Consider the following 22,349-nt stretch of genomic DNA (forward strand, 5'->3'; position numbering starts at 1 on the left):
TCAGCTGACCTACAGGGACCCGCTCACGCCGGGGCCGGGACTCTTACAGGTCGTAGTAGAGCTCGAACTCGTGCGGGTGGGGCCGGAGGGCGATCGGGGCGATCTCGTTGGTGCGCTTGAAGTCGATCCAGGTCTCGATCAGGTCCGGGGTGAAGACGTTGCCCGCCAGGAGGTACTCGTGGTCGGCCTCGAGGGCCTCTAGGACGGCGGGGAGGGAGGAGGGCACCTGGGGGACGTTGGCGTGCTCCTCGGGGGCGAGCTCGTAGAGGTCCTTGTCGACGGGCTCCAGCGGCTCGATCTTGTTGCGGATGCCGTCGAGGCCGGCCATCAGCATGGCGGAGAAGGCCAGGTACGGGTTGGAGGACGGGTCCGGGGCGCGGAACTCGATGCGCTTGGCCTTGGCGTTGGAGCCGGTGATCGGGATGCGGATCGCGGCCGAGCGGTTGCGCTGGGAGTAGACCAGGTTGACGGGCGCCTCGAAGCCGGGGACCAGGCGGTGGTAGGAGTTCACCGACGGGTTGGTGAAGGCCAGCAGCGAGGGGGCGTGCCGGAGCAGGCCGCCGATGTAGTAGCGGGCGGTGTCGGAGAGTCCGGCGTAGCCCTGCTCGTCGTAGAAGAGCGGGGAGCCCTCGGTCCACAGCGACTGGTGGACGTGCATGCCCGAGCCGTTGTCGCCGAAGATCGGCTTCGGCATGAAGGTGGCCGTCTTGCCGTTCCGCCAGGCGACGTTCTTGATGATGTACTTGAACAGCATCAGGTCGTCGGCCGCGTGCAGCAGGGTGTTGAACTTGTAGTTGATCTCCGCTTGGCCGGCGGTGCCGACCTCGTGGTGCTGGCGCTCGACCTCCAGGCCGGACTTGGCCAGCTCCAGGGACATCTCGGCACGCAGGTCGGCGAAGTGGTCGACCGGCGGGGTGGGGAAGTAGCCGCCCTTGTACTTGACCTTGTAGCCGCGCACGTCGCCCTCGGCGGCGCCGCTGTTCCAGGCGCCGGCCTCCGAGTCGATGTGGTAGAAGGACGCGTTGGCGCTGGTGTCGAAGCGCACCGAGTCGAAGACGTAGAACTCGGCCTCGGGCCCGAAGAACGCGGTGTCGGCGATGCCGGAGGAGGCGAGGTAGGCCTCGGCCTTCTTGGCGACGTTGCGCGGGTCGCGGCTGTAGGCCTCGCCGGTGACCGGGTCCTGGATGAAGAAGTTGATGTTGAGGTGCTTCTCGACCCGGAAGGGGTCGAGGCGTGCGGTGGCGAGGTCCGGGACCAGGGCCATGTCGGACTCGTGGATGGCCTGGAAGCCGCGGATCGACGAACCGTCGAACATCAGGGTCTCGGACGGATCGAAGGTCGCCGCGGGTACGGAGAAGTGCTGCATGACGCCCGGCAGATCACAGAAGCGGACATCGACGAACTTCACGTCGTTGTCCTGGATGAACTGCTTCACTTCGGCGGCGTTGTTGAACATCCATCCTCCTCGGCTCGCGAATTGGGCTCACCCTAGGAATGGGTCGTTTCCAGTCGGTGACCCGCTCGTTTCCTAGATGTTAACCGCGACCGCCGAATGGGCGGCAAAGGCCTACGGGACGGGGCAAATCGCCCCGCCGACCTGGGGGTCCTCCGGGAAATGGTCTGGACCACAGGTAAGCCCGGTGAGTGGGATTCACCCGGTCGTGGAGCTGCCCGGTTCGAACCCGGTCCGAGGTCGGCCACGGGGTCGGTTCGGGGCCGGGACCGCGCCCCGCCGGGAGGGGAGCCGGTGCCGGTCCGCGGCGTGAGCCCGGTTAGTGTGGATTCGTGGACACCAGAGAAGCGTTGGGATCGTGGATCGACGGCCCCAAGGCGGCCGCCGAGAAGATGGGCGCCGACTTCGGCTACCGCGGCGAGCGCCTCGGACTGCCCAAGGAGGGCCCCGGCTCGATCGCCGGCCCCGGCCGACGGATCGGCGCCGTGTTCGTGGACGGCTGGCTGGTCTCGCTGGTCTCCTTCGGCCTGCTCGCCAAGGGCGACACGGCCGAGGCCAACCTGTGGACCCTCCCGCTCTTCTTCCTGGTCGCGGTCCTGCTGCTCTCCACCACCGGCACCACCCTCGGCAAGCGGCTGTTCGGCCTCCGGGTGATCCGCCTGGACGGGCGCCGCGCCACCATCCCGCAGGTCCTGCTGCGCACCGTGCTGCTGTGCCTGGTGGTGCCGCCGCTGGTCTGGGACCGCGACACCCGGGGACTGCACGACAAGGCCGTCGGCACCGTCGAGGTCCGGATCTAGCGGAGGTTCGGCGCCGGCGGAGCCCCGGAGCCCGAGAGCCCCGGAGCCCGAGAGCCCCGGAGCCCGAGAGCCCCGGAGCCCGAGAGCCCCGGAGCCCGAGAACCCCGGACCCCCAGGAAGTCGGCGAGAAGCCGGAAAACAGTCGGAGAGAAGCCGGAAACGTCGAACGGCCCCGCCCCGGAGGTTCCGGGGCGGGGCCGTTCCGCGTTGTCAGCGGAGGGGAGGTCAGCGGGCCTGGCCGCCCTTGGGCATCCGGGCACCCTTGGGCATCGGGCCCTTGGGGATCGGCGCCTTGGAGAGCAGGTCGCCCAGCGCGCGCAGACGGTCGTTGGTCTCGGTGACCTGGGCGGCGGTGATCGCGCGGGGCAGCCGCATCAGGTGGATCTGCAGCTTCTTGAGCGGGATCTCGCCCTCGCCGGTGCCCACCACGATGTCGTGCACCGGGATGTCACCGACCACGCGGGCCATCTTCTTCTTCTCGGAGGCCAGCAGCTGGCGCACCCGGTTGGGGTTGCCCTCGCCGATCAGCGCGATGCCGGCCCGGCCGACGGCGCGGTAGACCGCGTCCTGGCTGCGGGTGACCGCGACCGGGGTGGAGTTGGAGCTCCAGCCGCGCCGGATGTTGTTCAGCACCGCAGCTACGGCGCCCGGCTGCCCCTCCATCTGCCCGAACGCGGCGCGTTCGGCCCGGCGCCCGAAGACGATCGCCATGGCCAGGACGGCCACGATGAAGCCCAGGATGCCCAGATAGACGGGGTGGTCGATCGCGAAGCCGATGGCGAGGAACACGCCGAAGGTCAGCAGGCCGACGCCGGCGATGATCAGGCCGATCTTGGTGTCGACCTTCTTGGTCATGGTGTACGCCAGACGGATCTGCTTCAGCCGTCCGGGGTTCTCGGATGTTTCCCTCGCCATAACGCTCATGGTACGTGGCACGGGTACGGGATATCCAAGCCCGGGTACCCGTTCGCCCGAACCGTGACCCGTCCGCCCACACGCCGTCGCGCACAGCGACGGCCGGACTCACCGTCCCGCGGAGCGCGCCCCCGTCGCGCCGCCCACCCCGGCCGCCCCGCCCGGCGGGCCGTCGTGCCGACGGTCCGCCGCGTGCCGACGGTCCTCGCACACCGCCGCCCAGGCGTTGCGCCGCGCGTGCCGCTGGCCGGGGGCCAGCAGGACGCTCTCGGCGAACCGCAGCGCCACCCCCACCGACCGGATCCGCATCCGCATGCCGAACAGCTCCTCTCGTGGCTGAGAAGAATCGAACGCCCACCAGGCGTCCATCGTCCCCACCCCGTGTTACCAGCCCGTGACCAGGCAGTCAAAGCGCGGTGAAACCCGGAAGGGCGGAGCCGAGGCTCCGCCCTTCCGATGGCGCAAACAAATCAAACAGATCAAACAGCTCGAACGGCCCGGGGCCGACGGCGAGGTCGGACCGCGAGGTCAGACCGCGGCCTGCTCGCGCTTCTCCAGCGCCTGCCGGTACAGCCGCCCGGCCCGGTACGAGGAGCGCACCAGCGGGCCCGACATGACGCCGGCGAAGCCCAGCTCCTCGGCCTCCTCCTGGAGCTCGACGAACTCCTGGGGCTTGACCCAGCGCTCCACCGGGTGGTGGCGCAGCGAGGGCCGCAGGTACTGGGTGATGGTGATCAGCTCGCAGCCGGCCCCGACCAGGTCGGCCAGCGCCTGGCTGACCTCCTCGCGGGTCTCGCCCATGCCCAGGATCAGGTTGGACTTGGTGACCAGTCCGGCGGCGCGGGCCTGGGTGATGACGTCCAGGGAGCGCTCGTAGCGGAAGGCCGGGCGGATCCGCTTGAAGATGCGCGGCACGGTCTCGACGTTGTGGGCGAGCACCTCGGGGCGGGAGGAGAAGACCTCGGCCAGCTGCTCGGGCACCGCGTTGAAGTCGGGGATGAGCAGCTCGACGCCGGTGCGGCCGGTCGCGCGCTCGGCGGTCATCGCGTGCACCTGGCGGACGGTCTCGGCGTACAGCCAGGCGCCGCCGTCCTCCAGGTCGTCGCGGGCGACGCCGGTGATGGTGGCGTAGTTGAGGTCCATGGTGACGATGGACTCGGCGACCCGGCGCGGCTCGTCGCGGTCGAACTCGGCGGGCTTGCCGGTGTCGATCTGGCAGAAGTCGCAGCGGCGGGTGCACTGGTCACCGCCGATGAGGAAGGTCGCCTCGCGGTCCTCCCAGCACTCGAAGATGTTGGGACAGCCGGCCTCCTGGCAGACCGTGTGCAGTCCCTCCTTCTTCACCAGCGACTGGAGGGCGTTGTACTCCGGCCCCATCTTCGCGCGGGTCTTGATCCACTCGGGCTTCCGCTCGATGGGGGTCTCGCTGTTGCGGACCTCCAGGCGGAGCAGCTTCCTGCCGTCGGGCGCGACAGCGGACACGTGCGACTCCTAGAACTAGACGGGGTACCCCCAGGGTACGCCTGTGGTTGTACGGCCTTCGCCGGGCCTGCCGCCCTGCAATCGCAGGGCAACACGGCTACCGGCCAGTAGATTCCCAGTGGCTGGGGGGAGCCCGGCGTGCTCCCGGAAGACTTCAGCCGCTGAGCGAGCGACTGAGCGCCGGCTCCGGCAGCTCGGCGAAGACGGCCTGGAGGTGCCGTTCGACCGACGGCAGCGCCTCGCTCACCGGGAAGTCCCGGCCCAGCTCGCCGGCCAGCGAGGCGACGCCCGCGTCCCGGATGCCGCACGGCACGATCTTGTCGAAGTACGTCATCTCCGGATCGCAGTTGAGCGCGAAGCCGTGCATGGTCACCCCGCGGGCGACCCGCACTCCGATCGCGGCGAGCTTGCGGTCGCCGCCGCGCTGCCCGGCGTTGGACGGCGCGTACTCGGGCCCGGCCAGTCGCGGGTCGATGCCCAGCGGCAGGCCCATCCGCAGGGTCAGCTTGCCGATGTCGACCACCTCGGCCGGGTCCACCACGGCGTCCGGAATGTTCTCGCCGAGCACCCAGACCCCGCTGCGGCCCTCGACCCGGGTGGTTCCGATGCCGAAGTCGGCGGCGGCGCGGATCAGCGCCTCCTCCAGCCGGCGGACGTAGGCGATCACGTCGATCGGGTCGGGCAGCTTGACGATCGGGTAGCCGACCAGCTGGCCGGGCCCGTGCCAGGTGATCTCGCCGCCCCGGTTGACCTCGACCACCGGGGTGCCGTCCAGCGGCAGGTCGGCGGGGTTGGTGCGCTTGCCCATGGTGTAGACGGGCGGGTGCTCCAGCAGCAGCACGGTGTCGGGGATCTCGTCCGCGACCCGCAGCGCGTGCAGCCGCTGCTGTTCCTCCCACGCCTCCTCGTACGGGACGACGTGCTCGCCTATGCCCATTCGAACGAAACGTACGTTCTCGCTCACCGCTGCCGCTCCTTGCCAGGCGTTCGAGACCAACCTCGCCACTGTACGCCCACGCCCGCGTCACCCGTTCGGCCGCGCCCCCACCCGCCTCCACCTGCCCCCACCCGCCCCGGCACCCCCCGTCAGTCGGCACCACCCCCGGCCAGCAGCTGCAGGCGCAGCGCCAGCTGCAGCTCCAGCGACCGCTCCGGCTGGTTCCAGCCCCCGCCGAGCAGTGCCTCGACCCGGTCCAGCCGCTGGACCACCGTGTTCACGTGGACGTGCAGCTCGTCCTTGGCCCTGGTCAGGCTGCCGCCGCAGTCGAAGTAGGCGCGCAGGGTGCGGACCAGCTCGGTGCCGCGCTTGGCGTCGTAGGCGAGCAGCGGGCCGAGCGCGCCGCCGACGAAGCCGTCCACGTCGTGGCCGTCGCCGAGCAGCACCCCGAGGAAGCCGAGCGCGCAGGCCGAGGCGCCCTCCCCGGCGCGGCCGAGCACCCGCAGGGCCCGTACGCAGCGCAGGCCCTCGTCGTACGAGGCGGCCAGGGCGGCCGGGCCGGCGGCGGGGCGGCCGGCGCCGACGGTGACGGCGAAGCCCGCCAGCCGGGCCAGCCGTTCGGCGGCCCGCCGGGCGGTCTGCTCCGGGTCCTCGGCGCAGCCCGGGGCGACGGGCACCAGCAGTGCGACCGCCTCGCCGTGCTCGGCGCTGACGCCGCGGGAGCCGAACAGGTACCGCCGCGCCGCGCCGGCCAGTCGCCCCCGGTCGTCGCCGTCGCGGTCGGCGGGTTCGGCGGCCAGCGCCAGGTGCGGCCGGGCGAGGTCGACCCCGAGCCGGCGGCCGCGGGCGGTGAGCCCGGCCGGGTCGCGGTCGGGGGCGGTGAGCAGGTCGGTGAGCAGTTCGCCGCGGACCCGGTTCTCGGTCTCCGCGACCGAGCGGCGCAGCAGCAGGACCAGCGCGGTCACCACGCCGGCCCGTTCGAACAGCCGCCGGTCGGGGTCGTCCAGGTCGGGCCGGCCGCGCAGCACCAGGGTGCCGAGCAGGTCGTGCCCGGCCAGCACCGCGCACACCCAGAGCCCGTCGTGCCGTACGGACCGGCCCTCGGCCCGGGAGGCGGCCACCGCGTCGGCGAGTTCGGCCGCGGCGGCGGGCGGTCCGGCGAGCGGTTCGCCCTCGGCGTCCAGGACGGTCGTCTCCCCGTCCAGCAGGTGGGCGACGGCGGCGGCCACGTCCGACACCTCGGCGCCGCGCAGCACCAGGTCGGTCAGCCGGTCGTGGGCCTGCTCGGCGCGCTGGACGGCGGCGGAGTGGGCCCGGACCAGCTCGTTGGCGGCGTTGAGTTCGGCCAGCGCGGCCCGGGTGTCGGCCAGCGCCGCGGCGGTGTCCAGGGCGATCGCGGCGTGCGCGGCCAGGGTGCAGAGCAGCGCGACCTCGTCGGGGGAGAAGGCGCGCGGCGAGCGGTCGGCGGCGAACAGGACGCCGATGACGTCGCCGCCGAGCAGCAGCGGTACGCCGATGATCGCCACCAGGCCCTCGTCCAGCACGCCCGCGTCGATCGTGCCGGTGTGGTGGAAGCGCTCGTCGGCGCGGTAGTCGGGGGTGGCGTAGGGGAGGGCGGTCTGGGCGACCAGCCCGCCGAGGCCGTCGCCGAGGCTGAGCCGCAGGGTCTGGAACAGGACGGAGACCGAGCCGTCGGTGACCCGCATGTAGGTGTCGCCGGCGGCCTCGTCCGGCAGGGTCAGGTAGGCGGTGTCGGTGCCGAGCAGCATCCGGGCGCGGCGGACGATGGCCTGCAGCACGGTGTCCAGGTCCCGGGACGCGGCGAGGTCTCCGGCGGTGTCGAACAGTGCCGTCAACTCGGCTTCCCGGCGCCGGTGTTGACGCAGGGTGCGGTGCACCCGCAGGGCCTGCCAGGTGGCGTCGTCGATCTCGGCGAGGACGCCGGCCGGCGCCCCGCGGCGGCGGGCGTCGGCCAGCACCTCGGCGAAGTCCTCGGTGGCGGAGCCGGAGGCGAGCAGGTCGAGCAGCCGTCGCAGCGCGGGCGCGGCGCTCTCGTCGGGGCGGTTCATCCGGTCATCCGGGGTGGTTCATGGTGCGGGCCGCCAATCGGCGTCGGTTCCGTCGGTGCCGAGGAATCGCGATGCTATCGGCTCGCCGTCCAGGCCATTCCGTCCGTGCCACCGCGTTCAGGCCACCGCGCTCAGCCACCGCGTCCATGCCACCGCGCTAGGCCACCGCGTCCCCAGGCCGCCGCGTTCAGGCCACGGCGGGCTTCCCGACCGCCGCACCGTCCGGCGACGCCTCCTCCGCGACCTCCGCCAGGTCCTGCCCCCTGGTCTCCCGCGCGCACAGCACCGCCAGGACGGTGACCGCCGCCGCGATCGCCACGTACACCGAGACGGGGGTGGCGCTGCCGTAGTCCTTGAGCAGCGCGGTCGCGATCAGCGGCGCCGGCGCGCCGGCCGCCACCGAGGCGAACTGGGCGCCGATGGAGGCCCCCGAGTAGCGCAGCCGGGTCGCGAACAGCTCGGAGAAGAAGGCCGCCTGCGGGGCGTACATGGCGCTGTGGAAGACCAGGCCGACCGTCACCGCGAGGACCAGCTGCCCGAACGAGTGGGTGTCCACCAGCCCGAAGAACACGAACGCCCAGGCCCCGACGCCGACCGCGCCCACCAGGTACACCGGTTTGCGCCCGACCCGGTCGGACAGCGCCCCGAACAGCGGGATCAGCGCGAACTGGATCGCGGAGCCGATCAGTACGGCGTTCAGCGCGCTCTGCTTGTCGAAGTGGGCGTGGGTGACGGCGTACGTCAGCACAAAGGTGGTCATCACGTAGTACGAGATGTTCTCCGCCATCCGCGCGCCCATGGCCACCAGCACCTCCCGCCAGTGGTTGCGCAACACCCCCACCAGCGGCGCCTGTTCGGCCTCCGGGCGGTTCGCGACCGCCTCCCGGAACAGCGGCGACTCCTCCACCGCCAGCCGGATCCACATCCCGACGCCGACCAGCACCGCCGACAGCAGGAACGGCACCCGCCACCCCCACGCCAGGAACGCGCTCTCCGACTGCACCGCCGTCATCAGCGACAGCACGCCCGCCGCCAGCAGGTTCCCGGCGGGCGCCCCGCCCTGCGGCCACGACGCCCAGAACCCCCGCCGCCGCCGGTCCCCGTGCTCCGACACCAGCAGCACCGCCCCGCCCCACTCGCCGCCGAGCGCGAAGCCCTGCACCAGCCGCAGCGCGGTCAGCAGCACCGGCGCCGCCGCCCCGATCGAGTCGTAGGTCGGCAGCAACCCGATCGCGGTGGTCGATCCGCCCATCAGCAGCAGGCTCACCACCAGCAGTCTCTTCCGGCCGATCCGGTCGCCGAAGTGACCGAACACCAGCGCTCCGACCGGCCGTGCCGCGAACCCGATCGCGTACGTCAGGAACGACAGCAGGGTCCCGGTCAGCGGGTCGGTGTTGGGGAAGAACAGCTTCCCGAAGACCAGCGCCGCGGCCGTTCCGTACAAGAAGTAGTCGTACCACTCGATCGTCGTGCCGATCAGACTCGCGGCCACCACTCGCGGGAGTGAACTGGTAGCCGCCGTGCCACGTGCGGGGGCGTTCATGGTCACCACTTCCAGGTCCAGGGGGACGGGGACGATGTCGCCACAAGGTAGGGAGCCCGCGCCCGGCGGCCCATGTGGTCGACCCACACAGCCCGTCGGCCTGCTGTGGCCCTCCGCCCCATGACCGTTGTCGGTGCCGGCACCGGCTCAGTGCGCCGTCCAGCCGCCGTCGATCGGCAGGCTGGCGCCGGTGACGTAGGCGGCGGCGGGGGAGCAGAGCCAGAGGGCGAGTTGGGCGACCTCCTCGGGTTCGATGAGCCGCTTGACGGCGGTCCGGTCGAGCATGATCCGCTCGACCACCTCCTCCTCGGGGATGCCGTGGGCCAGCGCCTGGGCGGCGATCTGCTTCTCCACCAGGGGAGTTCGGACGTACCCGGGGTTGAGGCAGTTGCTGGTGACCCCGTACGGGGCGCCCTCCAGGGCGACGGTCTTGCTGAGGCCCTCCAGGCCGTGCTTGGCCGTGACGTACGCGGACTTGAAGGCGCTGGCGCGCAGGCCGTGGACGGAGGAGACGTTGACGATCCGGCCCCACCCCCGCTCGTACATGTGCGGGAGGGTGCGGCGCAGGATCCGGAACGGGGCCTCGACCATGACGCGTTGGATGAGGGTGAAGCGTTCGACCGGGAACTCGTGGACGGGTGCGACGTGTTGCAGGCCGGCGTTGTTGACCACGACGTCGGCGTCGGCGGGCAGGGCGTCCACGGCCTCGGGATCGGCGAGGTCGGCGACGATCGCGCGCCCGCCGATCCGGTCCGCGAGCTCCCGGGCCGGGCCGGCCGCGAGGTCGACGACGTAGACCCGGGCGCCGGCTCCGGCGAGGGCTTCGGCGCAGGCCCGGCCGATGCCCGAGGCGGCTCCGGTGACCAGGGCCGTGCGGCCGTCGAGCGGGCGGGCAGTAGAGGTGTCCATGGCCGAGAACGGTAGGAATCCGGCGTCGCCGCTCCCATGTGGCGGGCCGACACAGCACCGCGGCCTGTCATGGCGTCGACCACCACCGACGCCGGTTGACGGTTCGCCCCCGTACGGCCAAACCCACCCTGGCCCCGCTTCCCCACAATGGGCGCGCTTGCTTCACCCGTTCGGAGGATTGGTCGGTCAGATCCACCCATAGCGCCCGAATGCTCGCTACATTCACGCCGATTCCCGACAGGGGGCGCCGCCCCGGGCGAGCCGAACTGCTGGTGGAGCCCGGTGCGACGTCCGAGAGGTGTTGACTGACATGTCCCAACGGCCTGCAACCGACAGCCCGGCGTACGGACCGCTCGACCCGCTCGGCCAGCGCCGAGGCCCGGTCGGCCGGGCCCTTCCGGACGCGCCCGACGCCCTGACCGCCGACACGCTGACCGCTGAACCGCTGACCGCCGACACGCTGACCGCTGACCCGATGACCGCCGACGCCCCGACCGCCGAGGAACTGCGACTGCCCGTGCAGGCCACACCCGCCCGGCACGAAGCCACCGCCGCGCCCGCCGCCCCAGCGACCACCAGCGGCCACGGCAGCCACACCGGCCACTCCGGCCCGACGCCGCAGAACGGCCAACTCGCCGCCCTGATCGAGGAGGCCGGCTTCTCGCACGCGGGCCTGGCCCGCCGGGTCGACCAGCTCGGCCTGGAGCACGGCCTCGACCTGCGCTACGACAAGACCTCGGTCACCCGCTGGCTGCGCGGCCAGCAACCCCGCGGCGCCACCCCGGCGCTGATCGCCGAGGTCTTCACCCGCCGCCTCGGCCGCCGCCTCACCGCCCAGGACCTCGGCCTGGACGCCTGCGCCCCGGTCTACGCGGGCCTGGAGTTCGCCGAGACCCCGCAGGAGGCGGTGGACATCGTGGCGAGCATGTGGCGCAAGGACAACGGCCCGCAGTCCGAACTGCGCCGGATCGCCTTCACCCCGGCCGGCCTGGTCGTCCCCAGCCGGGACTGGCTGATCGGCCGCACCGACGAACGGGTCGCCCGGGACGGCTCCACGCTGACCCGCCCGGACACCGCCACCGGTCCGCCCGGCACCGCCCCCGGCGCACCGGCGTCGAACGTGCCCGGCGCACCCGTCGCGGGCCCGGCGCGCACCCAGCCCGCCGGCGCCCCGGGCGCCCGCAGCACCGCCGGAACCACCGGCACCGCCGCCACCATCGGCCGGGTGCCCACCCAGAGCCGCCGCCCGCCCGCCGCCGTCGAACCGCCGTACACCGACCCGACCCGGGAGGCCCGCCCCGCCCTGCGGGTCGGCCGCGGCGACATCGCCGCCATCCGCGCCGTCGGGGACCTCTTCCGCGCGCTCGACCACGCCTACGGCGGCGGCCACGCCCGCCAGGCGCTGGTCCGCTACCTGGAGAGCGAGGCCGAGCCGATGCTGCGCGGCCGCTACGGCGAGCAGATCGGCCGCGCCCTGTTCGGAGCCGTCGCCGACCTCACCAGGCTGGCCGGCTGGACGTCCTTCGACATCGCCGCGCACGGCCTCGCCCAGCGCTACTTCGTCCAGGCGCTGCGCCTCTCCCAGGCCGCCGGGGACCGCGCGCTCGGCGGATACGTGCTGGTGACGATGAGCCAGCAGGCCGTCCACCTGGGCCACGGCCGGGAGGCCGTCCAGCTCGCCCGGGTCGCCCAGCAGGGCGTCGGTACCGCCGTCCCGCCGGTGGTCCAGTCGCTGATGCACGCCGCCGAGGCCCGGGGCCACGGCCTGCTGGGCGACGTCCGCTCCTGCACCACCGCGCTGGTCCGGGCCGAGCGGTCGCTCGCGGCCTCCCGTACCGGCGACGAACTGCCCTCCTGGGCACGGTACTTCGACGAGGCCCAGCTCTCCGACGAGTTCGCCCACTGCTACCGCGACCTCCAGCAGTGGCGCACCTGCGCGCAGCACGCCGAGAAGTCGCTGAGGCTGCGCTCGCCCGCCTACGCGCGCAGCCGGATCTTCTGCCGGCTGGTGCTCGCCACCGCCCGGCTCGGCATGGGGGACCTCGACGAGGCCTGCACCATGGCCACCGACGCGCTGCGGGCGGCGGGGGAGATGCGCTCGGCCCGCTCGCTGGAGTACGTCCGGGACTTCCACCGCCGCCTCACCCCGTACCGGGGCAGCCAGGTGGCCCGGGCCTTCGAGGAGACGGCCCGCCAGGCGGGCGTGATCTGACGGAACCGGCCGTGCGAGGGCCGGGAGCTCACCAGCTCTCGGCCCGGACCCTCGGCCGCTCGGGGTCGGCGGCCGCCCGCCGCCCGCCCCGCACCCGCTGGGCCACCAGCGGGAACACCAGGACCGACAGCATCCCGGCGCCGACCAGCGCCGCCGCCGTCGAGGAGGGCAGGTGTCCGGCCTCCACCTCGATCGTGGTGATCACCACGACCAGCGGCAGCGCCGTCGACGCGTAGAGCCCGAGCGCGGCACGGTCGCGCCCGCCGAGCCCGGCCGGGGCGAGCAGCCCGGCCGGCAGGCCGCGTACGGCGAGGAACAGCAGCAGGAACACCGGGACGAGCAACAGGGTGCCGGGGTCGTCCAGCAGCGCGTCCAGGTCGAAGTTCATCCCGCTGACCACGAAGAAGATCGGCACCAGGAAGCCGAAGCCGATGCTCTCCAGCTTGGCCTCGATCACCTCCTCCTCGGCCCGGCGGATGTCGGAGAGCAGCAGCCGGGAGACGATCCCGGCGGTGAAGGCGCCGAGCAGCATGTCCAGGTCGAGCCAGAGCGCGGCCGCGACCATGACGGCGAGCACCAGGATCACCGCCCGGATCGCGAACTGCCCGGAGGTGCGCAGGGTCCGCTCGATCAGCCGGGTGGCCCAGGCCGGGCGCGGCCGGCGGGCGCCGAGCACGGCGACGGCGGTGATCACCGCGAAGGCGCCGAGGATGACCGCGGTCCGGGCGGGCGAGTTGCCGCTGAGCAGCACGGCGATCGCGATGATCGGCCCGAACTCCCCGACCGCACCGGTGGCCATCACCAACGAGCCGAAGGGGGTGGGCAGTTCGCCGGAGTCGCGGAGGATCGGCAGGATCGTGCCGAGCGCGGTGGTGGTGAGCACCAGCCCGGCGAAGGCGCCGTCCCACGGGTCCCGGTTGACCAGGGCGCCGACGCCGAGGGCCAGGACGAGCGAGACCAGCCACGCGGTGCCCGCCCGTTTCAGCGGGCCACCGCGCAGTTTGGCGAAGTCGATCTCGTACCCGGCGAGGAACATCAGTATGGCCAGGCCGAACTGGGACAGCGCGTTCACCAGGTCGTCGACGTGCGCCCAGTCCAGGACGGACGGGCCGATCAGCACGCCGAGCACGATCTCGAACACCACGGTCGGTACGGCGATCCACCGCAGCAGCCGGTCGGCGAGCAGCGGTGCGGCGACGGCTGCGGCGGGGATCAGGATCAGCGCCACCGGTTGGGCGGAGGCGCTCACCGGGCGGCCGGCCCGGCGGCCGAAACCGTTGGAACCATCCGATGAGTGATCAGAACGGTCATGCGAGGCATCCTGGCACGCCGTCGGTCTGTCACCCCGGCAGACCGCTGGCGTGTCCGCGCCCCCGCGGTACCGGCCTCAGGCCGCCGCCTCGGCCTCCCGCGCCCCGGCCGGCAGCCCGAGGTCGCCGAGCACCGCCCGCGCCGCCCGCCGCCCGGACACCAGCGCGCCCTGCACGGTGCTGGTGTCCCGGTGGTCCCCGGCGACGTACAGCCCGGCCAGCAGCCGCACCGGGCGGCGGGGGTTGTGCGGCGGCGGCATCGCGGGCAGCGCGTCCGGGACGTGCCGCACGCTGAGGAACTGCCAGTCCGCCGTCGAGGCGCCGTACAACTCGGCGAGCCGGGCGCGGACGGCCGGTTCCAGCCCGGCCGGACCGCCCGCGTCGAAGGAGCGCCGGCCGAGCACGGTGGTGGCGACCAGCGCCTGCCCGGCCGGGGCGTAGGACGGGTGCAGCTCGCTGAGCACCAGCGAGTGCGAGACCAGCGGCGGGTGTCCGTTCGGCCGGTCGGCGTCCAGCAGCAGCACGGCCTCGGCGAGCGGGGCGCGGTCGGCCGCGTGGAAGAAGGTGGTGACGGGGTGGAAGTCGGGCAGCCGGAGCCCCGGCAGCAGCTCGGCCGCGGAGCGGGCGTCGGTGGCGACCACCACGGCCTGGGCGCCGATCCGCCCGTGCGCGAGGGTCTCCACGCCGTCGGCGCCGATCGAGGTGACCTGCACCCCGGTCCGCACGGTGCCGGCGGGCAGCGCGGCGGCCAGCTGGGCGGGCACGGCCGCGATCCCGTCGGCGGGCAGACAGAGTCGGCCGCGGGCGTACGAGCGCAGCACCAGGTCGGCGATCCGGCTGCTGGTGCCGAGGGCCGGGTCGCCGAGCAGGGCGCTGAGCAGCGGGCGCAGGAAGCCGTCGACGGTGCGCGGGGCGAGGCCGTGGCCGGCCAGTGCGCGGGCGGCGGTGGTCTCCGGGCGGGCCTGCAGCCGGGCGGCGGGGGTGGTGGCGATCCGGCCCAGCCAGCTGCCGAGGCGGGCCTTGTCCAGCGGGCTGCCGAGCGGGGCCCGGAGGGCGGCCTGCCGGGCGGCGGTGAGCTGGGGGTCCCCGGCGCGGTAGCGGCGGCCGGCGCTGTGCACGAGTACGCCGGGCGCGAGCGGGCGCAGGTCCAGGCGGTCGAGGTCGAGCGCCCGGCGCAGCTCCGGGTAGGCGGTGTTGAGCAGGTGGCTGCCGTCGTCGAGGCGGAAGCCGTCGAGCTCGCGGGTGGCCATCCGGCCGCCGATCCGGTCGGTGGTCTCCAGGACCTGGACGGTGAGGCCTTGGCCGGTGAGCGCGCGGGCGGCGGCCAGGCCCGCGAGTCCGGCGCCGACCACGACGACGTCCGGGTCGGACGGGCGGCGGGCGCGGCGGGTGAAGTCGTACGTGGGCACTGGAGTGCTCCCTCCCTGGTCCCGGGGCTCCGGCCGACGCAGGCAGCGGGGTGCCGGGACACGGTCCGTGGAAGGTGATGCCCAGTCAGTGTGAGCATCAGACCGGTGCGGTGGACCGGATGCGGGGGTCGGGAGGGGTCGTGCGGCGCCGGGCGGGGGCGCGGTCACGGACAGTGCGCCGTGGCGGCCGGGTTACCGGGTCGGCGGGCGCGCACGGTCACCGGGGGCGTGCAACGCGCCCGTCGTGTGCTCCCGTGCGCCCCCTCCCGGAGCCCCGTCCGACCCCGCCCGGCATATGCCCCTGGCCAGGGCGAATGCCGTAGCGGGCCTACGCAGAACGAGGGGTCACAGCGCCGCCCGCACCGCCGAGTCCGGATCCGGGTGCGCGAACCGGAAGCCCGCGTCCAAGAGCCGCCGCGGTACCACCCGGTGGCTCCCGACCACCTCGACCGCCAGCTCCCCGAGCACGGCCTTCAACACCGCCTCCGGCACCGGGAACGGCGTCGGCCGCCCGAGCGCCCGCCCGAGCGCCGCGGTCAGCTCGGCGTTGGTGGCCGGCTCCGGCGCGGTGAGGTTGAAGGCGCCGGAGAGGTCCTCCCGGTCGATCAGGAACCGCAGCGCGGCCACCTCGTCGGCCAGCGAGACGTAGCTCCAGTACTGCCCGCCGCTGCCGAGCCGCCCGCCCAGGCCCAGCTTGAACAGGGGGAACAGCCGCCCGCCCGCGCCGCCCGCGGCGGACAGCACCATGCCGGTGCGCGGGTGGACGACCCGGATCCCGGCCCGCTCGGCGGGCCGTGCGGCCGCCTCCCACGCCACGCACACCTCGGCCAGGAAGTCGTCCCCGGCGGGGGAGTCCTCGTCGATCACCCGGTCGCCGGTCTGCCCGTACCAGCCGACCGCGGAGGCGCTGACCAGCACCCGCGGCGGCTGCGCCAGCTCCGCGAGCGCCACCGCCAGCGTCTCGGTGCCGTACACCCGGCTCTCCCGGATCTCCCGCTTGTAGGAGTCCGTCCAGCGGCGGTCGCCGACCCCGGCGCCGGCCAGGTGCACCGCGGCGTCGACCCCGGCGAGCCCGTCCCGGTCGACCTCGCCGAGCAGTGGGTTCCAGCCGATCGCGGTGCTCCCGTCGGGCTGCGGCCCCGTCCTGGAGCGGTGCCGGACCAGCCGGACCACCTCGTGGCCGTCCGCCAGCAGGGAGCGGACGAGGGCCGAGCCGATCAATCCCGTGGAGCCCGTGACAGCGATGCGCATGGACCCATCCTCGCAGGACTTATCGCCTGTCACCCTTCGCACGCGCCCCAGTAGCATCACGCGGCATGACCCGCGAAGACGATCTGATCATCCGCCCGGCCCGCCCCGAGGACGAGCGCGGGCTCGCCGAGCTCGACCGCGCCGCCTGGTCCACCCTCTCCGACGTCGCCCCCGAGCCGCCCGTCGGGAAGCGGGTCTTCGACGAGGGCCACACCCCCGACCAGTTCCTGCTCGCCGTCCTGGACGGCCGGATCGTCGGCTACGTCCGCCAGGTCCAGGCGACCCCGCTGGCCGTCAACCGGCACGTCCGGCAGATCCAGGGCCTGGCCGTCGACGGCACGGTGCGCGGCCGGGGCATCGGCCGACGGCTGGTCGAGGCGGCCTGCGAGCACGCCCGGGCCCTCGGCGCCCGCAAGCTGACCCTCCGGGTGCTCGGCTGGAACGCCCCGGCCCGCCGGCTGTACGAGAGCTGCGGCTTCACGGTCGAGGGCACGCTGGCCGAGGAGTTCCTGATCGACGGGCAGTACGTGGACGACGTGTGGATGGCCCGCCGACTGACCGGCTGAGCCGCCCGTACCGTCACCCCTGCCGCCTGACGATCCGTCAGAACAGTTGCCGCGCAGTCGTGACGTACCTGCCTGTCTGGAGCGGCGCGGCGCCGGGTACCGTACGCCCGTGAGCAACTCGACGCCTCCCGGGTGGTACCCGGTCCCGGGTGCGGACGGCACCCCCGGTCACGAGCGCTGGTGGGACGGCAACGCCTGGACCGCCGAGGTCCGGCCGCTCCAGGCCCCCGGCGGCCAGCTCGCCGACGCCCCGACCCAGGGCTGGCAGCCCCCCGCCGCGCAGCCGCCGCAGGCCGGCTACGGCTACCCCGCGCAGAGCGGCTCACCCGCCCCCGGCTACGGCTACCCGGCGCAGGACGCGGTCCAGTCGCCCGGCTACGGCTACCCCGGCCAGGGCCCGTACGGCGGCCCGCAGCAGTACCCGGGCCAGCCGGCCCACCTCGGCCAGGAGGCCTACCCGGGCGCCGGCTACGGCTACCCGCCGCCCGCCCCCGCGAAGAACCGCACCGGCGTGATCGTCGGCATCTCGGTCGCGGTGCTGGTCGTCGGCGGGATCATCGCCGGGCTCACGCTCAGCGGCGGCGGGAACACCAAGGCCGACCCGACCCCCAACCCCACGGTCACCGTCACCCAGAGCGACGGCCCCACGCCGAGCCCCACCCCGACCCGGAGCGCGCCCGCCCCCAAGCCCGTCCCGTCGGTCAAGAGCACCGTCCCGGACCCGCAGCACGCGATCACCGTCCCGGTCCTCGACGGCTGGGACGCGGCGACCAACTCCGCGCACTCCACCGTCTACCTCGGCAGTGGCCGCTACTCCTGCGCCGACGGCAACTCCTGCATCCGCGGCCAGTTCTCGATCGAGAAGGACACCGTCCAGGGCGACACCCCCAAGGGGGCCGCCGACGCGGCGATGCCGACCTACGCCGGGACGATCTTCTCCGGGATCACCTCGCACACCGACTCCGGTTCCGGCTACGTCTCCGTCGCCGGTGTGCTCGGCTACGCCACCCGCTGGCACGTCGGCACCTCGGACGGCACCCAGGGCTACGTCCTGCTGGCCGCCGTCCCGGCCAAGGGCGGCGGCTACGTGATCTTCGAGGGCGGCGTGGACGACGACCCGGCCGCGCCGGACCCCGCGGTGCTGGACCAGATCCTCAAGGGCATCAAGCAGGACGGCTCCGCCGGCAGCAGCACCTGATCCGACGCGACACCCCGCAGGGGGTGTCGGACACGCCCTAATCCCCGTACCGCTCCCAGAGCTTGGGGAAGCGCTTCGCCATCACGTCCGGGTCGTCGAAGTCCAGGAACGCCCCGGTCGGCCGTCCCGCCTGCCGCCCGCCCACCTCGGGCAGCGGCAGGCCGGTCAGCTGCTCGTACGCCTCGTCGGCGGCGAAGCCGAGGTCCTCGGCCTCGCCGTCCTCCTCCTCGTCGAACTCGGGCAGCAGGTCCGCCAGGTCGTCCGGTTCGACCAGCCCGCCCTCGAAGACCTCCCGGCCCTGGCCGATCAGCCAGCAGCGGAAGTAGTCGAAGGTGTCCTCCGAGGCGCCGTCCAGCAGCAGATGGGCCGCCCCCCACAGGTCGTAGCGGTAGGCGCGCTGGAACCGGGCCTCGAACAGCCGACCGAAGTCGATCACGTCGTCGGGGGTCAGCTGGACGAGGCGCTCCACCAGCCGCTCGGCCTGTTCGTCGGGATCGCCGTCGGCGGCCTCCCAGGTGTCGTCGATGATCTGCCAGAAGTCCGTCTCGTCCATCACCGCTCAAGCATCCCTTTTCCGTCGTCTCCACGCATGCCATGACCCGGCGGGAACCGCATCCCGGGAAGCGGCGGAGCCCCGCGCCGTCCGGGGACGACACGGGGCTCCGTACGACCGTGCTGCGGTCGCGCTGCCTTACAGGCCGAGCTCGACCTCGAACTCGCCGGCCTCCAGGATCTCCTTGACCGCGACCAGGTAGCGGGCGGCGTCGGCGCCGTCCACCAGGCGGTGGTCGTAGGAGAGCGACAGGTAGGTCATGTCACGGATGCCGATGGCGGTGCCGCCGTCGGCCTCGATGACCACCGGGCGCTTGACGGTGGCACCGATGCCCAGGATGGCGGCCTGGTTCGGCGGCACGATCACGGTGTCGAACAGGGCACCGCGCGAACCGGTGTTGCTGATCGTGAAGGTGGCGCCGGACAGCTCGTCCGGGGTGATCTTGCTGTCGCGGACCTTGGTGGCCAGCTCGGCGGTCTTCTTCGAGATGCCGGCGATGTTGAGGTCGCCCGCACCCTTGATGACCGGGGTCATCAGACCCTTCTCGGAGTCCACCGCGATGCCGATGTTCTCGGTGTCGAAGTAGGTGATGGTGCCCTCGGCGTCGTTGATCCGCGCGTTGACGACCGCGTGGACCTTGAGCGCCTGGGCGGCGGCCTTCACGAAGAACGGCATCGGGGAGAGCTTGACGCCCTCGCGGGCCAGGAAGCCCTCCTTGGCCTTGGCGCGCAGCGACATGATCTTGGTGACGTCCACCTCGACCACGCTGGTCAGCTGGGCCTGCTCGTGCAGGGCCTTCATCATGTTGTCGCCGATGACCTTGCGCATGCGGGTCATCTTGACCGTCTGGCCGCGCAGGGCGGACGGAGCGGAGACGGCCTTCGGCGCAGCGGCGGCCGGAGCGGCGGCGGCGACCGGGGCCGGGGCGGCCTTGGCGGCCTCCGCGGCGGCGATGACGTCCTGCTTGCGGATGCGGCCGCCGACGCCGGTGCCGGCGACGGAGGACAGCGCGACGCCGTGCTCGGCGGCGAGCTTGCGCACCAGCGGGGTGACGTAGGCGTCACCGGCGTCGGCCACCGGGGCGGCCGGAGCGGCGACGGGGGCCGGGGCGGCGACGGGGGCCGGGGCGGCGACCGGAGCCGGGGCGGCAACGGGAGCCGGAGCGGCGACCGGGGCGGCCGGGGCAACCGGGGCCGGGGCGGCGACCGGGGCGACCGGAGCCGGAGCGGCGACCGGGGCCGGAGCGGCGACCGGGGCCGGAGCGGCAGCGGCGGCACCCGGGGCGCCGATCAGCGCGAGCTGGGCGCCGACCTCGGCGGTCTCGTCCTCGGCGACCAGGATCTTGACGACGACGCCGGCGACCGGCGACGGGATCTCGGTGTCGACCTTGTCGGTGGAGACCTCGAGCAGCGGCTCGTCGACCTCGACCGTCTCACCCTCGGCCTTGAGCCAACGGGTGACGGTGCCCTCGGTGACCGACTCGCCCAGCGCGGGCAGCAGCACCGGGGTGGCGTCGCCGGCCGGAGCAGCCGGAGCGGCAGCCGGAGCAGCCGGAGCAGCCGGGGCCTCGGCGACCGGGGCCGGAGCGGCCACGGGAGCCGGCGCGGCGACCGGCGCGGCCTCGACCACGGGGGCCGGGGCGGCGGCCGGGGCACCGGTGCCGTCGTCGATGATCGCCAGCTCGGCGCCGACCTCGACGGTCTCGTCCTCGCCGACCTTGATCGAGGAGAGGATGCCGGAAGCCGGGGCCGGGATCTCGGTGTCGACCTTGTCGGTCGAGACCTCGAGCAGCGGCTCGTCGACCTCGACACGCTCACCCTCGGCCTTGAGCCAGCGGGTGACAGTGCCCTCGGAAACGCTCTCGCCCAGCGCGGGCAGTGTTACTGAGACCGCCATGGTTTCAGCGACTCCTATCAAGTCTTGCGTACGGGAAGTACGGGAAGTACCGGAAACGGGGGGTGGTGGGCGCGATCAGTCGTGCGCGTGCAGCGGCTTGCCGGCCAGCGCCAGGTGCGCCTCGCCCAGGGCCTCGGACTGGGTCGGGTGCGCGTGGATCAGCTGCGCGACCTCGGCCGGCAGGGCCTCCCAGTTGTAGATGAGCTGGGCTTCGCCGACCTGCTCGCCCATGCGGGCGCCGACCATGTGGACGCCGACCACGGCGCCGTCCTTGACCTGGACGAGCTTGATCTCGCCGGCGGTCTTCAGGATCTTGCTCTTGCCGTTGCCGGCCAGGTTGTACTTGAGGGTGACGACCTTCTCCTTGCCGTACATCTCGACGGCCTTGGCCTCGGAGATGCCGACGGAGGCGACCTCCGGGTTGGAGTAGGTCACGCGCGGGACGCCGTCGTAGTCGATCGGCACCGGCTTGAGGCCGGCCAGGCGCTCGGCGACCAGGATGCCCTCGGCGAAGCCGACGTGGGCCAGCTGCAGGGTCGGGGCGAGGTCGCCGACGGCGGAGATGGTGGGCACGTTGGTGCGCATGTACTCGTCGACCAGGACGTAGCCGCGGTCCATCGCGACGCCGTTCTCCTCGTAGCCGAGGCCGGCCGAGACCGGGCCGCGGCCGATGGCGACGAGCAGCAGGTCGGCGTCGATCTGCTTGCCGTTCTCGGTGGAGACGCGGACACCGGACTCGGTGTACTCGACGCCCGAGAAGCGGGCCTTGAGCTCGAACTTGATGCCGCGCTTGCGGAAGGCGCGCTCCAGCAGCTTGGAGGAGTTCTCGTCCTCCAGCGGGACGAGGTGCGGCAGCGCCTCGACGATGGTGACCTCGACGCCGAAGGACTTCCAGACCGAGGCGAACTCGACGCCGATGACGCCGCCGCCGAGGATGACGACGGACTTCGGGATCCGGTCGAGCTTGAGGGCGTGGTCCGAGGAGATCACGCGGTTGCCGTCGATCTCCAGGCCCGGGATCGAGCGCGGCACCGAACCGGTGGCGAGGACGATGTGGCGGCCCTCGATGCGCTGGCCGTTCACGTCGACCGAGGTCTGCGAGGAGAGCTTGCCCGCGCCCTGGATGAAGGTGACCTTGCGCGAGGCCACCAGGCCCTGGAGGCCCTTGTACAGGCCGGCGATGACGTCGTCCTTGTACTTGTGGACGCCGTTGATGTCGATGCCCTGGAAGGTGGCCAGCACGCCGAACTCGGCGGCCTCCTTCGTCTCGTCCGCGATCTCGGCCGCGTGCAGCAGGGCCTTGGTCGGGATGCAGCCGCGGTGCAGGCAGGTGCCGCCCAGCTCGCCCTTCTCGACCAGGGCGACGCTCAGACCCAGCTGAGCGGCGCGGAGCGCCGCGGCGTAACCGCCGCTTCCGCCTCCGAGAATGACTACGTCGAAAACGGTGCTGGCGTCGTTCGCCACGTCACGTCCTCCATGCAATGGGGTGGGTCGCCGGGCCGGTCGCGGTCCGGTGGGTCGGAAGCCTTTGTGAGGCGCCCAGTCGTGCCGGAAATACATCTTCGCACTTGTTCGCGGTGGCTGATGTCCGGGTCCACCCCAGGGGTGTCCCACGGAGTGGTCACCGGGGCGGGAACACCCCCGACGGAAGGGCATCATCGCAGCTCAAGGCCTTGTTGACAGCCGCCGGACGGGCGTCTTCCGCCCGCTTCGGCGCCACCTCTTCCGCAGTGCGGAACAAAGTTTCGCCCGTGGCGAACAGAGGTGCGGTGGGGTGTCCGGTCCTACTCGCAGGTAACCCGTGCGGGAACGCCGACGGGGGCCCGGCGCCCGCGCGCCCGGCCCC

Annotated in this window: 18 protein-coding genes; 4 read left to right on the forward strand and 14 right to left on the reverse strand. The window is 73.2% G+C overall.

All coding sequences use genetic code 11. The features are described from left to right. Positions 1-43: 43 nt before the first annotated feature. The gene (gene glnA / locus ACFXPX_RS14240; RefSeq protein WP_375892603.1) at positions 44-1,456 is read right to left on the reverse strand and encodes a type I glutamate--ammonia ligase; all 1,413 of its coding nucleotides are present in this window, start codon (positions 1,454-1,456) and stop codon (positions 44-46) included. Between the two features lie 329 nt (positions 1,457-1,785). Between glnA and ACFXPX_RS14245 the strand changes: the two genes are divergently transcribed. Further along, complete coding sequence (locus ACFXPX_RS14245; RefSeq protein ID WP_375892601.1) at positions 1,786-2,253, forward strand: RDD family protein; 468 nt, start codon at positions 1,786-1,788, stop codon at positions 2,251-2,253. 225 nt (positions 2,254-2,478) lie between these two features. Here ACFXPX_RS14245 and ACFXPX_RS14250 read toward each other — a convergent pair whose 3' ends face one another. The 7 genes from ACFXPX_RS14250 to ACFXPX_RS14280 form a co-directional block, all read right to left on the reverse strand. After that, on the reverse strand, positions 2,479-3,168 hold the full coding sequence (locus tag ACFXPX_RS14250; protein WP_375892599.1) for a DUF4191 domain-containing protein: 690 nt from the start codon (positions 3,166-3,168) through the stop codon (positions 2,479-2,481). A gap of 108 nt (positions 3,169-3,276) precedes the next feature. Next, positions 3,277-3,483 (reverse strand): hypothetical protein, encoded by a 207-nt coding sequence (locus tag ACFXPX_RS14255; protein ID WP_375892598.1) that lies wholly within the window; start codon positions 3,481-3,483, stop codon positions 3,277-3,279. A gap of 213 nt (positions 3,484-3,696) precedes the next feature. Further along, positions 3,697-4,650, reverse strand: a complete 954-nt coding sequence (lipA, locus tag ACFXPX_RS14260) for a lipoyl synthase (RefSeq protein ID WP_375892596.1) — start codon at positions 4,648-4,650, stop codon at positions 3,697-3,699. A 154-nt stretch (positions 4,651-4,804) separates the two neighbouring features. Continuing rightward, complete coding sequence (gene lipB, locus ACFXPX_RS14265) at positions 4,805-5,587, reverse strand: lipoyl(octanoyl) transferase LipB (RefSeq protein ID WP_375892690.1); 783 nt, start codon at positions 5,585-5,587, stop codon at positions 4,805-4,807. 149 nt (positions 5,588-5,736) lie between these two features. Next, positions 5,737-7,656, reverse strand: coding sequence for a helix-turn-helix domain-containing protein (locus ACFXPX_RS14270; protein WP_380641332.1), 1,920 nt, complete (start codon positions 7,654-7,656; stop codon positions 5,737-5,739). Positions 7,657-7,843: 187 nt separating this feature from the next. Beyond that, positions 7,844-9,199, reverse strand: a complete 1,356-nt coding sequence (locus ACFXPX_RS14275; RefSeq protein ID WP_380592718.1) for an MFS transporter — start codon at positions 9,197-9,199, stop codon at positions 7,844-7,846. A gap of 147 nt (positions 9,200-9,346) precedes the next feature. Then, positions 9,347-10,108, reverse strand: coding sequence for a 3-hydroxybutyrate dehydrogenase (locus tag ACFXPX_RS14280; protein WP_375892590.1), 762 nt, complete (start codon positions 10,106-10,108; stop codon positions 9,347-9,349). A gap of 310 nt (positions 10,109-10,418) precedes the next feature. Here ACFXPX_RS14280 and ACFXPX_RS14285 point away from each other — a divergent pair, with 310 nt between their 5' ends. Further along, positions 10,419-12,320 (forward strand): regulator, encoded by a 1,902-nt coding sequence (locus ACFXPX_RS14285; RefSeq protein WP_375892588.1) that lies wholly within the window; start codon positions 10,419-10,421, stop codon positions 12,318-12,320. Between the two features lie 28 nt (positions 12,321-12,348). Here the strand turns inward: ACFXPX_RS14285 and ACFXPX_RS14290 are convergent, their stop codons facing one another. The 3 genes from ACFXPX_RS14290 to ACFXPX_RS14300 all read right to left on the reverse strand — a co-directional run bounded on the left by ACFXPX_RS14290 (position 12,349) and on the right by ACFXPX_RS14300 (position 16,290). Next, entirely contained in the window at positions 12,349-13,548 is a 1,200-nt protein-coding gene (locus ACFXPX_RS14290) for a cation:proton antiporter (RefSeq protein ID WP_380641334.1), read from the reverse strand. Positions 13,549-13,707: 159 nt separating this feature from the next. Beyond that, on the reverse strand, positions 13,708-15,039 hold the full coding sequence (locus ACFXPX_RS14295) for an NAD(P)/FAD-dependent oxidoreductase (protein WP_380522744.1): 1,332 nt from the start codon (positions 15,037-15,039) through the stop codon (positions 13,708-13,710). A 345-nt stretch (positions 15,040-15,384) separates the two neighbouring features. Next, the gene (locus ACFXPX_RS14300; protein ID WP_380641336.1) at positions 15,385-16,290 is read right to left on the reverse strand and encodes a TIGR01777 family oxidoreductase; all 906 of its coding nucleotides are present in this window, start codon (positions 16,288-16,290) and stop codon (positions 15,385-15,387) included. A gap of 65 nt (positions 16,291-16,355) precedes the next feature. Between ACFXPX_RS14300 and ACFXPX_RS14305 the strand changes: the two genes are divergently transcribed. Further along, a complete protein-coding gene (locus ACFXPX_RS14305) occupies positions 16,356-16,856 on the forward strand; it encodes a GNAT family N-acetyltransferase (RefSeq protein WP_375892580.1) in 501 nt (166 codons plus the stop codon). 109 nt (positions 16,857-16,965) lie between these two features. Further along, positions 16,966-18,054, forward strand: a complete 1,089-nt coding sequence (locus tag ACFXPX_RS14310; protein WP_380641338.1) for a DUF2510 domain-containing protein — start codon at positions 16,966-16,968, stop codon at positions 18,052-18,054. A gap of 37 nt (positions 18,055-18,091) precedes the next feature. Here ACFXPX_RS14310 and ACFXPX_RS14315 read toward each other — a convergent pair whose 3' ends face one another. From ACFXPX_RS14315 to lpdA, 3 genes are all read right to left on the reverse strand, one after another. After that, positions 18,092-18,607 (reverse strand): DUF4240 domain-containing protein, encoded by a 516-nt coding sequence (locus ACFXPX_RS14315; RefSeq protein ID WP_380522785.1) that lies wholly within the window; start codon positions 18,605-18,607, stop codon positions 18,092-18,094. Positions 18,608-18,745: 138 nt separating this feature from the next. Beyond that, the gene (gene sucB / locus ACFXPX_RS14320) at positions 18,746-20,503 is read right to left on the reverse strand and encodes a 2-oxoglutarate dehydrogenase, E2 component, dihydrolipoamide succinyltransferase (RefSeq protein WP_380641340.1); all 1,758 of its coding nucleotides are present in this window, start codon (positions 20,501-20,503) and stop codon (positions 18,746-18,748) included. A gap of 75 nt (positions 20,504-20,578) precedes the next feature. Further along, positions 20,579-21,967 (reverse strand): dihydrolipoyl dehydrogenase, encoded by a 1,389-nt coding sequence (lpdA, locus tag ACFXPX_RS14325; RefSeq protein WP_375892573.1) that lies wholly within the window; start codon positions 21,965-21,967, stop codon positions 20,579-20,581. Positions 21,968-22,349: the final 382 nt, after the last annotated feature.

The organism is Kitasatospora sp. NPDC059146 (assembly GCF_042786665.1).
In the GTDB taxonomy this organism is placed as follows: Bacteria; Actinomycetota; Actinomycetes; order Streptomycetales; family Streptomycetaceae; genus Kitasatospora.

What these genes read in the sequence shown, in the direction of transcription:
- glnA (WP_375892603.1), bottom strand. Translation starts at nt 1,456, where the DNA reads ATGTTCAACAACGCCGCCGAAGTGAAGCAGTTCATCCAGGACAACGAC.
- ACFXPX_RS14250 (WP_375892599.1), bottom strand. Translation starts at nt 3,168, where the DNA reads ATGGCGAGGGAAACATCCGAGAACCCCGGACGGCTGAAGCAGATCCGT.
- ACFXPX_RS14255 (WP_375892598.1), bottom strand. Translation starts at nt 3,483, where the DNA reads ATGCGGATGCGGATCCGGTCGGTGGGGGTGGCGCTGCGGTTCGCCGAG.
- lipB (WP_375892690.1), bottom strand. Translation starts at nt 5,587, where the DNA reads ATGGGCATAGGCGAGCACGTCGTCCCGTACGAGGAGGCGTGGGAGGAA.
- ACFXPX_RS14270 (WP_380641332.1), bottom strand. Translation starts at nt 7,656, where the DNA reads ATGAACCGCCCCGACGAGAGCGCCGCGCCCGCGCTGCGACGGCTGCTC.
- ACFXPX_RS14275 (WP_380592718.1), bottom strand. Translation starts at nt 9,199, where the DNA reads ATGAACGCCCCCGCACGTGGCACGGCGGCTACCAGTTCACTCCCGCGA.
- ACFXPX_RS14280 (WP_375892590.1), bottom strand. Translation starts at nt 10,108, where the DNA reads ATGGACACCTCTACTGCCCGCCCGCTCGACGGCCGCACGGCCCTGGTC.
- ACFXPX_RS14285 (WP_375892588.1), top strand. Translation starts at nt 10,419, where the DNA reads ATGTCCCAACGGCCTGCAACCGACAGCCCGGCGTACGGACCGCTCGAC.
- ACFXPX_RS14300 (WP_380641336.1), bottom strand. Translation starts at nt 16,290, where the DNA reads ATGCGCATCGCTGTCACGGGCTCCACGGGATTGATCGGCTCGGCCCTC.
- ACFXPX_RS14305 (WP_375892580.1), top strand. Translation starts at nt 16,356, where the DNA reads ATGACCCGCGAAGACGATCTGATCATCCGCCCGGCCCGCCCCGAGGAC.
- ACFXPX_RS14315 (WP_380522785.1), bottom strand. Translation starts at nt 18,607, where the DNA reads ATGGACGAGACGGACTTCTGGCAGATCATCGACGACACCTGGGAGGCC.
- sucB (WP_380641340.1), bottom strand. Translation starts at nt 20,503, where the DNA reads ATGGCGGTCTCAGTAACACTGCCCGCGCTGGGCGAGAGCGTTTCCGAG.